Source organism: Streptomyces sp. NPDC042364, from assembly GCF_056437585.1.
The window spans coordinates 645942-660147 of sequence record NZ_JBWKAJ010000001.1 but is presented as its reverse complement, the minus strand read 5'-3'; the positions used below and the strand labels follow the sequence as shown (position 1 = coordinate 660147).

Annotated in this window: 13 protein-coding genes; 5 read left to right on the top strand and 8 right to left on the bottom strand. The window is 71.2% G+C overall.

The genetic code is table 11. The features are described from left to right. Positions 1 to 51: 51 nt before the first annotated feature. Positions 52 to 660, bottom strand: a complete 609-nt coding sequence (locus AC067N_RS02835; RefSeq protein WP_478677069.1) for a DUF1349 domain-containing protein — start codon at positions 658 to 660, stop codon at positions 52 to 54. Between the two features lie 114 nt (positions 661 to 774). Next, positions 775 to 2304 (bottom strand): aldehyde dehydrogenase (NADP(+)), encoded by a 1530-nt coding sequence (locus AC067N_RS02830; RefSeq protein ID WP_478677068.1) that lies wholly within the window; start codon positions 2302 to 2304, stop codon positions 775 to 777. 145 nt (positions 2305 to 2449) lie between these two features. Between AC067N_RS02830 and AC067N_RS02825 the strand changes: the two genes are divergently transcribed. Continuing rightward, positions 2450 to 3223 (top strand): IclR family transcriptional regulator, encoded by a 774-nt coding sequence (locus AC067N_RS02825; protein ID WP_478677067.1) that lies wholly within the window; start codon positions 2450 to 2452, stop codon positions 3221 to 3223. Positions 3224 to 3319: 96 nt separating this feature from the next. Next, positions 3320 to 4771, top strand: a complete 1452-nt coding sequence (locus tag AC067N_RS02820; protein WP_478677066.1) for a penicillin-binding transpeptidase domain-containing protein — start codon at positions 3320 to 3322, stop codon at positions 4769 to 4771. A 73-nt stretch (positions 4772 to 4844) separates the two neighbouring features. Here AC067N_RS02820 and AC067N_RS02815 read toward each other — a convergent pair whose 3' ends face one another. Next, a complete protein-coding gene (locus AC067N_RS02815) occupies positions 4845 to 6296 on the bottom strand; it encodes an NCS2 family permease (protein WP_478677065.1) in 1452 nt (483 codons plus the stop codon). Positions 6297 to 6565: 269 nt separating this feature from the next. Between AC067N_RS02815 and AC067N_RS02810 the strand changes: the two genes are divergently transcribed. The 3 genes from AC067N_RS02810 (at position 6566) to AC067N_RS02800 (ending at position 8321) form a co-directional block, all read left to right on the top strand. Beyond that, positions 6566 to 7168 (top strand): SigE family RNA polymerase sigma factor, encoded by a 603-nt coding sequence (locus AC067N_RS02810; RefSeq protein ID WP_478677064.1) that lies wholly within the window; start codon positions 6566 to 6568, stop codon positions 7166 to 7168. Continuing rightward, positions 7165 to 8025, top strand: a complete 861-nt coding sequence (locus tag AC067N_RS02805; RefSeq protein WP_478677063.1) for a hypothetical protein — start codon at positions 7165 to 7167, stop codon at positions 8023 to 8025. The genes AC067N_RS02810 and AC067N_RS02805 overlap by 4 nt, the downstream gene beginning before the upstream one ends. 92 nt (positions 8026 to 8117) lie before the next feature. Continuing rightward, entirely contained in the window at positions 8118 to 8321 is a 204-nt protein-coding gene (locus tag AC067N_RS02800) for a hypothetical protein (protein WP_478677062.1), read from the top strand. 16 nt (positions 8322 to 8337) lie between these two features. Here the strand turns inward: AC067N_RS02800 and AC067N_RS02795 are convergent, their stop codons facing one another. Genes AC067N_RS02795 through AC067N_RS02775 form a run of 5 tightly spaced genes read right to left on the bottom strand, consistent with a single transcriptional unit; the run spans position 8338 to position 14157 of the window. After that, positions 8338 to 9450, bottom strand: a complete 1113-nt coding sequence (locus AC067N_RS02795) for a right-handed parallel beta-helix repeat-containing protein (RefSeq protein WP_478677061.1) — start codon at positions 9448 to 9450, stop codon at positions 8338 to 8340. Positions 9451 to 9488: 38 nt separating this feature from the next. Then, a complete protein-coding gene (locus AC067N_RS02790; RefSeq protein WP_478677060.1) occupies positions 9489 to 10715 on the bottom strand; it encodes a dienelactone hydrolase family protein in 1227 nt (408 codons plus the stop codon). Next, on the bottom strand, positions 10702 to 11730 hold the full coding sequence (locus AC067N_RS02785) for a pectinesterase family protein (protein ID WP_478677059.1): 1029 nt from the start codon (positions 11728 to 11730) through the stop codon (positions 10702 to 10704). Before AC067N_RS02785 ends, AC067N_RS02790 begins: the two co-directional genes overlap by 14 nt. A gap of 1 nt (position 11731) precedes the next feature. Next, positions 11732 to 12850 (bottom strand): pectinesterase family protein, encoded by a 1119-nt coding sequence (locus tag AC067N_RS02780; RefSeq protein ID WP_478677058.1) that lies wholly within the window; start codon positions 12848 to 12850, stop codon positions 11732 to 11734. After that, positions 12850 to 14157, bottom strand: a complete 1308-nt coding sequence (locus tag AC067N_RS02775) for a pectate lyase family protein (protein ID WP_478677057.1) — start codon at positions 14155 to 14157, stop codon at positions 12850 to 12852. The genes AC067N_RS02780 and AC067N_RS02775 overlap by 1 nt, the downstream gene beginning before the upstream one ends. Positions 14158 to 14206: the final 49 nt, after the last annotated feature.

Sequence of the window (14206 nt, the reverse complement as noted above, 5' to 3'; positions counted from 1 at the left end):
GGCCATGGCGAGGGGCGACGCCGGGCCCGGGCCGCCCCCGCCCCAGCGCCCTCAGCCGCCGTTTCTCAGGTCCTCGGGCCAGTTCGGACGGAACTCGATCTCGTCGTACGTCACCACACAGCCCTCCCCCATCGGCGACTGCGTCATGAACCCGACCAGCGCGGCTCCGCTCTCCCGCTCCCCGGCGAGCGTGAACAGCCGGACGAACGTCCAGTGCTTGCCGTCGCGCGACGCGTGGAAGGCGAACGCCCGGCCGGTGCGGCTGACCCGAAGCCACACCGAACTCCCCTCCACGGTGAAGGAGTTGGCGTCATCGGAGTGGCCCCGGGTGACCACCGTGCAGACGGTGGGAACATCCGGCGAGTACTCCAGGCACAGCTTCGCCCAGGCCCGCTCCCCCACGTGCACATACAGCACGCCCGCGTCGAACCCGGCGGCGAAGCCGACCGTGACGCGGGCGATCAACTGGAAGTCGCCCTTCGGCGCCCCGAGCAGCCTGGGCGCGTCCGAGACGGAGTCCAGCCCCTCGTCCGTGGGCGGCACGAACCGGTCCTGCCGGGCGCCGGCCCACCCGGTGAGCACCCCGTCCTCATAGGACCAGTGGCCATCGGGCCCGTATGTACGAAGCGGGAAAGGGAGTTCGGGAAGTTCGAGATCCATTGGGGGATTCTTACAGCCCGGGCCCCGTGTCAGCAGACGTTTCGAGGGCGCGGGAGACCGCGTGACCGGCCACGGACCACCCGCGGCCGGCAGACCACCGCGCCCCCTGCGGCACTACCGCTCCAGCGCGCCGTTGAACCGGCGCGGCAGCCCCAGCGGGTTGTCGTCCCGCAGTTCCGGCGGCAGCAGCGCCTCCGGCGCCCCCTGGTACGCGACGGGCCGCAGCCACCGCTCGATGGCCGTGCCGCCCACCGACGTGGACGTCGAGGTCGTCGCCGGGTAGGGCCCGCCGTGGTGCTGGGCCGCGGCCACGGCCACACCCGTCGGCCAGCCGTTGACCAGCACGCGCCCGGCCAGCGGTGTCAGCTCCGCCAGCAGCTCCGGGCCGCGTCCCTCACCGGCGGCCTCCTCGCCGGACAGGTGCACGGTGGCGGTGAGGTTGCCCGGTAGCCGGGACAGCACGGCCTTCGCCTCGTCCTCGTCCTCGTAGCGCGCCACGACCGTGAGCGGCCCGAAGCACTCCTCCAGGAGGAGGTCGTGCTCGCCCTCGGACGCCAGCTTGCCGGCGGGGACGGTGAGGAAGCCCGGGCTGACGGTGTGCTCGCCGCCCGCGCCCGCGGTCACCGGCGACTCCACGTCCGGCAGCTCCGCGCGCTCGGCGACACCGGCGAGGAAGTTGTCGCGCATCCGGTGGTCGAGGAGGACGCCCGCGTCGACGTCGCTGACCGCGTCCGTGAGCGACTTGACCAGGCGGTCACCGGCGTCGCCCGCCGGCGCCAGCACCAGGCCCGGCTTCACACAGAACTGGCCGACGCCGAGGGTCATGGAGCCCGCCAGCCCGGAGCCGATCGCCTCGGCGCGCTCGGCCGCCGCGGCCTCCGTGATGAGGACGGGGTTCAGGGAGCCCAGCTCGCCGTGGAACGGGATCGGCACCGGCCGCGCGGCCGCCGCGTCGAACAGGGCCCGGCCGCCGCGTACGGAGCCGGTGAAGCCGGCGGCGGTCACCAGCGGGTGCTTGACCAGCTCGACGCCCGCCTCGAAGCCGTGGACGAGGCCGAGGACGCCCTCGGGGATGCCGTGCTCGGCGGCGGCCCGGCGCAGCACGATCGCGACCAGTTCGGACAGCGCCGGGTGGTCGGGGTGGGCCTTGACGACCACCGGGCACCCGGCGGCCAGCGCGCTCGCGGTGTCACCGCCGGGGACGGAGAAGGCGAAGGGGAAGTTGGAGGCCGAGTAGACGGCGACGACACCCAGCGGCACCTTGTAGCGGCGCAGGTCGGGGATGGGCGGGGTCGCGGTGTCGTCGGGGTGGTTGATCACCACGTCGAGGAAGGCGCCCTCGTCGACGATGTCGGCGAAGGCCCGCAGCTGGAAGCAGGTGCGGGCGAGTTCACCGGTGAGCCGGACCGGGCCGAGCGCGGTCTCCGCGTCGGCGACCTCGACGAGCTGGTCCTTGGCCGCCTGGAGCTGGTCGGCCGCCGTGCGCAGGAAGGCCGCGCGGACGGTGCGGTCGGCGAGGGCGCCGCGGGCCGCGTGGGCCGCGCGGACGGCGGCGTCCACCTCCTGGGCCGTTGCCTCCACCGCAACCTGCTCGCGCTGCTTCCCGGTTCGGGGGTCGACACTCCAGACTGGTGCTGCTGCCACCGCGGGTCCCTCCACGTATTTCTGGGTCATTCCCAGGGGTATTGTCTGGGTCATTCACCAGGGTCGTTCGATATGCTGAACGCCGTCTTCAATGATGAATATGGTGTTGGAGACTATTTCCCGTCGAACGAAGGGGTCAAGGGCGATGTCGGCAGTCGAGACGGGCGGCGGAGCGCAGGTCAAGTCGGCGGTACGGACCGTCGAACTGCTCGAATACTTCGCCGGGCGCCCCGGAATGCACTCCCTCGCGGCGGTGCAGGAGGCCGTCGGCTATCCCAAGTCCAGCCTTTATATGCTGCTCCGCACCCTCGTGGAGCTGGGCTGGGTCGAGACGGACGCGACGGGCACGCGGTACGGCATCGGCGTACGGGCCCTCCTCGTCGGCACCTCGTACATCGACGGGGACGAGGTGGTCGCGCTCGCCCGCCCCACGCTCGACCGGCTCTCGGACGACACCACGGAGACCATCCACCTGGCCCGCCTCGACGGCACCAACGTCGTCTATCTCGCCACCCGGCAGTCGCAGCACTATCTGCGCCCCTTCACCCGGGTCGGCCGGCGGCTGCCCGCCCACTCCACCTCGCTCGGCAAGGCGCTGCTCGCCACCCACACCGACGAGCAGGTCCGCAAGATGCTCCCGGAGACCCTGCCGGCGCTGACCGAGAACACGATCACCGACCGGGAGCAGCTCATAGAGGAGCTCCACCAGGTCCGTGAGCAGGGCTTCGCCGTCGACCGCGAGGAGAACACCATCGGTCTGCGCTGCTTCGGCGTGGCGATCCCGTATCGCACCCCGGCCCGTGACGCCATCAGCTGCTCCGTGCCGGTGGCCCGGCTCACCCCGGCCCACGAGCAGCTGGTCAAGGACGCCCTCTTCGACGCCCGCGACCGGCTGACGCTGGCAACGCGCCGGCTCTGACCCGGGCACCCGGGCACCCCCGGACACATGAAGAGCGCATGAGAACCGGGACGGAAGGGAACGACCGACCGCATTCCGCTCGTCTGTCCGGGTGCGATGAACAAGACGATCAGGCGCAGCGCCGTCTTCACCCTGCTCCTCGTGCTCGCCCTGCTGGTGCGGGCGACCTGGGTGCAGTTCTACGAGGGCACGGCGCTCGCGGAGGACAAGGACAACCGGCGGAACGCGATCGAGACGTACGCGGCGCCGCTCGGGAACATCATCGTGGGCGGTGACGCGATCACCGGCTCCGCGCGGACGAAGGGCAGCGACCTAGCGTACAAGCGCACGTACAAGAACGGCGAGTTGTACGCGGCGGTGACGGGGTACGCCTCGCAGAGCTACGCCCCGACGCAGCTGGAGGGCATCTACCAGGACCTGCTCAACGGCACGGACATCCGGCAGAAGTCGGTGCTGGACACGGTCACCGGCGAGCGGGCCGAACCGGGCGATGTGATCACGACCATCGACCCGGCTGTGCAGAAGGCGGCGTACGGGGCGCTCGGTGACAAGAAGGGCGCGGCCGTCGCGATCGACCCGACGACCGGGAAGATCCTGGCGGTGGTGTCGACCCCGTCGTACGACCCGTCGTCGCTCACCGATGCCAACACGGCGGGCACGGCCTGGAAGAAGCTCACCGCGGACCCGGACAAGCCGCTGACCAACCGGGCGCTGCGGCAGCCGCTTCCGCCGGGATCGACGTTCAAGCTGGTCGTCGCGGCGGCCGCGCTGGAGGACGGGCTGTACCCGTCGGTGGATGTGAGGACGGACAGCCCCGACCCGTACACCCTGCCGGGCACGACGACGGAGTTGAGCAACGAGAACCCGAACGCGCCCTGCGAGAACGCCTCGATCCGGACGGCGCTGCAGTACTCGTGCAACAACGTGTTCGCGCGGATGGCCGTCAAGCTGGGCGAGGACAAGGTCAGGGCGATGGCGGAGAAGTTCGGCTTCAACGACACGGAGCAGGACGTACCGGTGCGGGCGTACCCGAGCGTGTACCCGTCCGGCATGGACGAGTCCTCCACCGCGCTCACCGGTATCGGGCAGTACGACGTCACGGCGACGCCGTTGCAGATGGCCATGGTGTCGGCGGCCATCGCCAACGGGGGCAGGCTGGTGTCGCCGCACATGGTGTCGCAGATCACCGACGGCGGCGGCGACGTGCTGGAGGACTACGACTCCGAGGCCGGCGGCGAGCAGGTGGTGAGCGAGTCCACCGCGAAGGAGCTGCGGTCGGCGATGGAGACGGTCGTCGAGGACGGCACGGGCACCAACGCGCGGATCGGCGGGGTGACCGTGGGCGGCAAGACCGGTACCGCCCAGCACGGCGAGAAGAACAGCAAGACGCCGTACGCCTGGTTCACGTCGTACGCGAAGGCGGACGGCAAGGAGGTCGCCGTCGCGGTGGTCGTGGAGCAGTCGGACGCGGCCCGCTCCGAGGTCAGCGGCAACGGGCTGGCGGCGCCGGTCGCGAAGGCCGTGATGGAGGCGGCGCTGAAGGACTGAGGGACCGCCCGAGGGCCCTCCGCGGACGAAGGGCCGCCCCTTTCCCCCGGGGGGCGGCCCTTCCCCCTACCGGCTACTTCACGCCGAACAGCTGCTGGATCGGGTTGATCGCGAAGTACACCAGGAACAGCGCCGAGGTGCCCCACAGCAGCCAGTGGATCTCCTTGGCCCTGCCGAGGACCGTCCTGATGAGGACGTACGCGACGAAGCCCGCGCCGATGCCGTTGGTGATGGAGTAGGTGAACGGCATCACGGCGATGGTGAGGAACGCGGGGATGGCGATGTCGTACCTGTCCCAGTCGATGTTCTTGACCTGGATCATCATCAGGAAGCCCACGGCGACCAGCGCGGGGGCGGCGGCCTGCATCGGGACGATGGTCAGCAGCGGGGTGAGGAAGAGGGCGATGGCGAAGAGCCCGCCGGTGATCAGGTTGGAGAAGCCGGTGCGCGCGCCCTCGCCGACGCCCGCCGCGGACTCGATGTAGGAGGTCGCCGAGGACGAGGAGGAGGCGCCGCCGGCGACGGCCGCGGCACCGTCGATGAGGAGCACCCGGCCGAGGTGCGGGACCTTGCCCTCCTCGTCGAGCAGACCGGCCTCGGCGCTGACGCCGACGACCGTGCCCATGGTGTCGAAGAAGTCCGAGAGCACCAGGGTGAAGACCAGCAGGACGACCGTGATGACGGTGGTCTCGCCGAAGGCGCCGAAGAGGCTGAAGTCGCCGACCAGTCCGAACTCGGGGGCGGCCACGAGGTCGTCGGGGACCTTCGGGGTGGTCAGGCCCCAGCTCTTGATGTCGGCCACCGAGTTGATCACGATCGCAACGACGGTCATCGTGAGGATGCTGATCAGGATGGCGCCCCTCACCTTCCGGGCGAGCAGCGCGATCGTCAGCAGGACACCGGCGCAGAAGACCAGGATGGGCCAGCCCGACAGCGCGCCGGAGGCGCCGAGTTGGACCGGCACGGTGGTGTTCGCGATGTCCGGGATACGGGTGACGAACCCGGCGTCGACGAACCCGATGAACGCGATGAACAGTCCGATGCCGACGCTGATGGCCTGCTTGAGCGGCTGCGGGATGGCGTGCATGACGGCCTCGCGCAGACCCGTGACCACCAGGACGCAGATCAGCAGGCCTTCGAGGACGACCAGGCCCATCGCGTCGGGCCAGCTCATCAGCGGGGCTATCTGGAAGGCGACGACCGCGTTGAGTCCGAGGCCCGCGGCGAGGGCGAGCGGCAGGTTCCCGCCGACGCCCATGATGATCGTCATCACGGCGGCCACGAGGGCGGTGGCGGTGACGAGTTCGGCGCCGTCGAGGGTGTGACCGTACTTGTCCTTGGCGCTTCCCAGGATGATGGGATTCAGGACAAGGATGTATGCCATCGTGAAGAACGTGGCGAAGCCGCCGCGTATCTCGCGGGCGAAGGTGGATCCCCGGGCGGTGATCCTGAAGAAGCGATCGACGCTGTTCACCCCGGGCTGCGGGGTGCTCGGCCGGTCGGCCACCTTCTGTGCGTCGGACATGGGCGGTGCTCCTAGGGACGTTGTGCGCTACGCGCGGATGCTGGCTGGATTGTTCCCTCGTTGAACCCGGTTCAGGTTTTCTCCGTGTTACGGAATCGAAGTTCGCCCTGTAAGACGGCGTTCGAAGCCTCGTACGAACTTCGTTCACGATCACTGCTACTCTTCCGGATCTCGCCGGGGAAACCCCCGGACGACCACGTGTCATTCACACGACACGCACAGGCACCCGGTCCCGGTGCCGTCGGCCGAAGCGAGGAGAGAGGTCGCCCGTGGGCACGGTCGTCGACGACGCAGCCTCCGTGGAGTTCCACGACTTCTTCGAACGGCACTACGCCGAACTGTCCCGTCTGGCCCATCTGCTGACGGGCGAGGCGGACGCGGCGGACGATCTCGCCGCGGACGCGCTGCTCGCGCTGTGGCACCGCTGGGACCGGGTCCGGCAGGCGGAGCACCCGGTGGCGTACGCCCGCGGCGTGGTCGCCAACCTGGCCCGTACCCGGATCCGCAGCGCGGTGCGCGAGCGCCGCAGGATCACGCTGTTCTGGTCGCAGCGCGAGGAGAAGGCCGAGAATCCCGATGTGGCCGGGGTGGTCGACGTGCAGTCGGCGCTGCGCCGGCTGCCGTTCCGCAAGCGGGCGTGTGTGGTGCTGCGGCACGCTTTCGACCTCTCGGAGAAGGACACGGCGCTCGCCCTCGGTGTCTCGGTCGGTACGGTGAAGAGCCAGACGTCCAAGGGGATGGCCGAGCTGCAGAAGCTGCTCGGCACCGGGGACGCCCCGCCGCGTATGCACGCAGGCATCACGGGCGCGGGCGTCACGGGCGCGAGGGTGACCGGCGCGGGTGCGCCGGGCAGCGGAAGAAGGGACCGATGAGGGACGTGCACGAGGAGCTGCGCGCCCGGCTGCGCGAGTCGGCCGAGGCGCACGAGCCCGACCGCGCCCGCATCCTGGCCCGGATCGAGCGCGGCATGGCGGCCCCCGAGGAGCGGCGCCGCAGCCGCGGGGCCACGCGGCCGCCGCTGTGGGGCTGGGTGCGCGTGGTCAGTGCGACCGCCGGTGTCGCGGGTGTTCTCGCGGTGGGCGGTTACGCCGTCGCGTCGGCGGTGAAGAGCGAGGAGAAGCCGAGCGACCGGACGGTCGCGGTGTCGCCGACGCCGGTGGAGTCGCCGGCCGCGACGAGCCGGGCCCCGATCCCGCCGGACCCGGAACCGAGCCGGGGTGAGCCGGAGCGGAAGCCCAGTTCACAGCCGTCCGGTGCACCGCCGGCCAAGAACTCCCCCGCGCCGAAGCTGCCCACCTCGGGGGACGAGGAGGACGGCCCGCTCTGGTCGGACGGCTCGGTCGACCCGCACAGCAACGACTTCTGGGCGCAGAGCAATCTGACCCTGAGGACCAGCGAGCAGCTGACCGAGCTCACCGTCCAGCTGCGGATCGCCGAGACCGGCGGGGTCTCCTCTTCCGGTGCCTGGCGCTCGCTGCCGGAGCAGGACTTCGACCTGACGGTCGCAGAGGACGACGGCTTCCTGGTCTACACCTGGGTGCTCAAGGACGGTCGTACGGTCCCGAAGGGCGAGTTCGTCTTCGCCGGGCAGTACAACCACGAGCGCGGCGGCCGGGACGCGAGCGACGACGGCTACGCCATGACCGCGGAGGCGGACGGCGAGAGGCTGTCGGTGGCGGGCGGCTTCGAGGGCCACGAGGGCGACTCGCCGGACGACGGCGACTCGTAGAAGAAGATCTCGCGGCGCGACACCCCTTTCCCCGCGCCACCACGATCGGGGCGGCCGCCGCCGGCGCCGCCGTCGCGGGCGGCACCGGCCTGTTGTCCACCGCGTCCGCCGCCGGCTTCGGACACTCCGACGACGGCGGGAGCCTCGTCGTCGGCACCGGCGCGGGTCTGGTCTTCGACCGCGCGCCCCGAAAGCCTTCGGAACTTTCGCTCCCGCATTCCACCCGCACACCGATGGACGCCTCGGGCGCCGTCACGAAGAAGCGGCACGACCGGCTGCCGGCCGCCTGCCGGTAGGGCGGCCGGGTCCGGCTCAGTCCATCGTCGCGCCGATCGTCGTGCTGCCCGTGGTCAGGAACGTGGTCACGGGCAGCGCGCCGTTCGGCTGACGGGCGTTGTACGTCGTCGAGGCGTTGGTGGAGCGGAACGCGGGTGTCGCGACGCCGGGGTCCCAGTTGTTGCCGGACGAGACGACCGACGAGCCCTTGTTGACCGGGCCGGAGCCGTTGCCGACGGCGAGGTTCCTGCCGAGGCGGGCCGCGCCGGTCGCGAAGTAGTAGCCCCACTTGCCGTTGGCGTACGCGGTGGTCCGGTTGATGACGATGGCGCCCCTGTTGCTGTTCTCCGTGATCCCGTTGCCTGCGTTGTCCCAGGCCGCCGAGTTGTTGACGACGTGCGCGACGACCTCGCCGTCGCCGCCCAGCTTGTAGCCGTTGCCGTCGCCCGCGAAGGCGGAGTCGCCCCAGCGGTTCCTGCCGTTGCCCATCGCCCAGGTGTGCTCCACCGTCACGGGCGAGGAGAACGACCAGAAGTCCAGGCCGTCGTCCGCGTTGTTGTAGAGGCGGGCACCGGTGATGAGGTTGCCCGATCCTGAGCCGAACTTCACGGCGATGCCGTCCGCGTTCTCCCCGTGGTTGGCCGGGTCGTAGTGGCCGTAGGAGTCGATGTTGCGGACGGTGTTGTTGGTGGTGCCGTCGCCGGTGAGCGTGAAGCCGGAGTCGCCGCCGTTGATGGTCTTGACGTTGTCCCAGACCGTGGAGGCGCACGACTGGCAGACGACCGCGCTGTCCGGGGAGTTCTGGAAGGTGATCCCGGAGACGGTCCAGTAGTCCGCGGTCAGCTTGAAGATCCAGTCGCCGTCCGGGAGGTTCGAGCCGTCGATCTTCACGCTCTCCGAGCCGTAGGGCTGGAGGTGAATGCGGCTGGAGGAGGTGCCGTTCGCCGTGGACTGGAGGGTGGCCGTCGGGTAGTACGTGCCGCCGCGCACCTGGATGACCGTGCCGGGGGTGGCGTTCTTGAGGGCGTTGGACAGGGCGGTCGTCGTGTTGACGACGACGGTGGCGGCCTGCGCCTGGGTGGGGAGCACGGCCAGACCGGTGCCGAGGGCGAGGGCGGTGCCCAGGGCGAGAGTGGTACGACGAGACATGGAGAGCGGTTCCTTTCTCGTGCGGGTGGGGTGGTGGTTCACAGGACGGAGTCGAGCCAGTCGACGACCTCGTCCTGCTGGGGCGCGGTGAACACATGGCCGAGGTCAGGCCACGTCTTCAGCAGCAACCGGTCCTCGGCGCGGCGGGAACGCCAGACGGCGCGCAGCTTGTCGTGGGCCGCGCGGACGCCGTCGGCGGGGAACAGCGGATCGAGGCCGCCGTTCAGGAAGAACATCGGCTTGGGGGCGCCGATGCTCGCCACGTCGGGGAAGTCGAGATGCCGGGCGAGTCCGGGGTGGATCATGTAGTAGGAGGACTGGCCGCGCAGGATGTTGTTGCCGGGGACCATGACCTCCTTGAGTCCGGTCATCCAGCAGACGCTCGCCGCGGCGGCGATGTCGTCGCTGAGCGCGGCCGTCTGCCAGGCCCGGAAGGCGCCCATGGAGAACCCGACGGCCCCGACCCTCCGCCGGTCCACCCGGTCGAGCCCCGCCAGGAAGGCCGCCGCGCGGACGTCCTCCCTGGCCATGAGCCCGGCGAGCGAGGAGCCCAGGTTGAGGAAGTTGCTCGCGAGGGCCTGCTGCTGCTCGTAGGTGACCGGTCCGCGGTCGCCCCAGCCGAGGGCGTCCAGGGCGAGGACGACGTATCCCCGCCGGGCCAGTTCGTCACCGACGAACCGGCCGCTGAAGTACCGGTCGGCCCACGCCTGCGCCGAGGCGAGCCGGGTGTCGTCGTACCAGGGCCGGACCAGCTTCTCCTTGCCGATGTCGAAGCGGGCGCCGTGGTCGTGGAGCAGCAGCACCGCGGGGAACGGTCCACCACCGTGCGGGGTGAGCAGCGCGCCGCGGACCCGCTCGTACCGGGTGAGGGAGAAGGTGACCAGCTCCCGGGTGAAGCCGTCCCCCGCGGAGCGCCGCTCGCCGGACACGGGCGCGAACGGGGTGTGGTCCGGGGCGACGAACAGGTGCTCCTCGACCTTGGCGCGGGCGGCCCGCCGCCAGGTACGGAAGTCACGGAGGGGGGAGGTGCCCCAGGCGAGCGGGAAGCGGAGTTCGTCCTTGAGGAGGGGGTGGAAGTCGGGGAGGGTGCCGTCGAGACCGGTGAGCGCCGGGGGTTCGGCTGCCCCGGCGGCCCCGGTTCCGGCGAGGAGGGCGGCGGCCGACGCGCCCGTGACGAAGGCCCGGCGCCCGAACCGTTCACGGGCCGGCCCGGGTGGACGGGCCTTGGACGGATCGCGGCCGGCGCCCGGCTCATGGGCACCCATCGGGCCTCCAGTCCCCGAGGTACGTCCGCCGGGTGTGCAGGGCGGCCTCGGCCTCCGTGAGCCGGGGCCGGTTCTCCGGCACCGTGACGACCGCGCCCGGACCGGAGTTGCCGTACTCGCGGAAGCGCATGGTCTGCCACGGGTACGCCTCACGCATGTCGGTGTACGGGGCGGCGGCGTCGATGCCGGGGCCGATCCAGGTGTCCCGGACGACCAGGGAGGGCCAGGCGGTCGTCTCGTACGACGGGACCCAGGGGCGGGCGATCTTGTACGCCCCGTCCTCGGCGCCGGAGGTGATCCGGCCCCGCAGGGCGAGGAACCCGTAGGGGTTGGCACGGGCGGTGGAGGGCGCGAAGACCATGCCCTTGGGGGTGAAGGCGACGTCCCGCCGGAGGGTGTGAAAGCGGCAGGACTCGAAGACCGCGCGGGCCCGGCCGAAGACGAAGTCGACGTCGCCCTCGATGTGGCAGTGGCGGTAGTACTGCCGGTCGAAGACGTCGAGCGCGGTGGTGTCCGCGAAGAGGGTGTCCTGGTGGGCGAGGAAGCAGACGTTCTCGAAGTGGCTGCGGTCCCCGGTGACATACGCGGCCACGGCCTGTGTGCCCGTGATGTCGGGGTGGTCGGCGCGCAGCCAGTCGTTGGCGAGGGTCAGGTCGCGCACGGTCAGTCCGGGCGCCGCCGAGGTGAAGGTGGCCGAGCCCGCCGTGCCGTACGTACCGCCCTCGGGCCGGGGCGTGCCGTTGGCCCGGTCGAAGACGATGACGGCGGCGCGCGGGTCGCGGGAGGCCCCCCGAAGCGTCAGCTCCGCCTTGTCGGCGGGGACGGCGACGACCTCGCGATAGGTTCCGGGATGGACCACGATGGTCCAGCCGGGGCCGTCCACCGCGTCGACGGCAGCCTGGACGGAGCCGCCGCGCCGGACGTGCAGGACCCGGCGGGCGCCGGCGAACGCGGGGGTGGCGCCGGCGGCCACGAGGCCGCCGGCGATCCCGCTGAGCAGGGTGCGCCGGCGCACGTCAGCACCCCTTCCAGGGGGTCCAGTCGCCGAGGTACGCCTCGCGGGTGTGGGCGGCGGCCTCCGCGGCGGTGAGCTGGGGCCGGTTCTCCGGGACGGTGATCCGGGCACCGGGGCCGGTGTTCCGGTACTCCGCGAACCGCTGGTCCTGCCAGGGGAAGCCGGAGGACATGTCGGTGTACGGGGCCACCGCGTCGATGCCCGCCCCCAGGCGGGTCTCACGGACGGTCAGCATCGGCCTGGCGGTGGTGTCGGAGCTGGGCACCCACGGCCGGGCCAGCTTGTAGTGGGCGTCCGGGGCCTCGCCGGTGATCCGGCTCCGGGTCACCAGGTAGCCGCGCGGGTTGGCGCCCGCGGTGGACGGCGCGAACACGAAGCCGTACGGGGCGGAGGCCAGGTCGGTCCGGGTCAGGGTGTGGAAGCGGCAGCGTTCGAACACCGCGGTGGCCCGGCCGAAGACGAAGTCCACGTCTCCTTCGGCGTAGCAGTCCCGGAAGTACTGGCGGGCGAACGTGCCGAGCGCCATCGAGTCGGCGTAAAGGGTGTCCTGGTGTCCGAGGAACCGGCACCGCACGAACGCCGAGCGGTCGCCCTGCACCTTGAGGGCGACGGCCTGGGTGCCGGTGATCTCGGGGTGGTCGGCGCGCAGCCAGTCGTTGGCGAAGGTGACGTCCCGCGCGGTGAACCCCTCGCCCTGGACGAGGGTGGTCGCCGAGCCGGTCGTGCCGTAGGTGCCGCCGCCGGGTTTGGGGGTGCCGGCGGCGTTGTCGTACACGACGGTGACGTCGCGGGCGTCTCCGGAGGCACCGATCCAGGTCATGTCGGTGCGGGCGGCGCTGACGGCGACGGTCTCCCGGTAGACACCGGGTGCGAGGACCAGGGTGTACCCGCTGCCGGTCGCGGCGGTGACGGCCGCCTGCACGGTGGTGAAGTCCCCGGCGCCCCCGGCGTGCACGTACAGCGTCCGCTCGTCGAGCCGGGCGGCCGGCGAGCCGTACCGGCCGAAGGGCGACCGGCCGTGGGAGGCGTGGGCCGGTGCCGCCGTCCCGAGCGCGAGCGCGGCGCCGGCGCTCGCGAGGACGAACGACCGTCTGCTCAGGGCGGTCCGGTGACCGGTCATCAGCACACCTTCCCCGCGCCGGCCCGGGCCTTGAGGATCGCGGGCAGGGCGCGCGGGTGGTCGGCCTTCCCCCGCAGGGTCGGCGTCCAGCCGGCACCGGACTGGAGCGTCTCGGCCGGGATCTCGGCGTTGTGGACGGCGATGAGGTCGGTGAGCCTGCCGTTGACGTAGTTGTTCTCGGCGGTCAGCGGGGACTCGCTCCACTTCTTGAGGACCTTGCCGACCTTGGCCCCGGCGGGCAGTGTGACGGCGTTGTCGGTGGCGTACAGCTGCGAGGAGATGCCGACGCCGAAGACGTAGTAGTCGTCCTTCTGCTCCTCGTTCACCACGTAGTGGTTGTTGTAGACGTCGACCTGTCCGAACCGCACGCGCGGGGAGCGCTGGAGGATCCCCTCGAAGCGGTTGTGGTGCAGGGTGACCTTGAGCTTGCCGGCGTCCTGCGCGGCGGAGCCGTCGCTGTTGCCGATCAGCATGTTCTTGTCGTGGTTCTCGAAGCGGTTCCAGGACACGGTGACGTGGTTGGCGCCGCGCACGATGTCGGTGAGGCCGTCGTGCTGCTGGAAGACCTTGCCGAAGTGGACCGGGCGTTCGCTGTCCGGGTAGCGCCCGTCGGTGAACGTGTTGTGGTCGAGCCACACGTGGTCGGTGCCGTAGACGACGACGGCGTCGTACTCGGAGTTCCAGTTGCCGGTGTTGCCGTCGTCGGTGGGGTCCCACTTGGGGAAGCAGTCCAGCGGCGCCTCGACGGTGAGGTTGCGCACGATGACGTTGGAGACGCCCCTGATCTGGAGGCTGCCGCCGAGGATGCCGGAGTTCCGGCCGACGCCGACGATGGTGGTGTTGCCGGGGATGTTGGCCTTGATCTCCGCGTCCTGCCGGGCGGCGGAGGCGACCCGGGCGTCCTCCTGCGGGCCCATGGCGACCTTGTCGTTGCCGTACACGGCCGGGTCGTAGTCCTTCAGGTACTGCTGGAGGTCGTAGCCGCCGGTGACGAAGGCCTCGCAGCCCTGGGAGACGGCGTCGATCATCCCCTTGATCTTGATGATCTTCGGCGCGTCGCCGCCGTCCCTGAGCGCGGCCTTGAACTCCGCCCAGGTGGTGACGGTGTAGACGTGCTCGGCGTCGGCCGCGGAGCCGCCGGTGGTCCCGCCTTCGGCGGAGCCCCAGCCGTCCCCGGCACCGAGCACCTGACGGCCGAGGTCACGTTCACCCGCCTGGGCGACGCCGGTCCCGGCGACACCGAGGACCAGGGCGGTGCAGCCGACGAAGGCAGTAATGGCATGGGCATGCCAGCAATGAGCACGCATGGGTGCGAGTTCCTTTCACAAGAACAGGGGGAAGGGGGCGCCCCCGAGG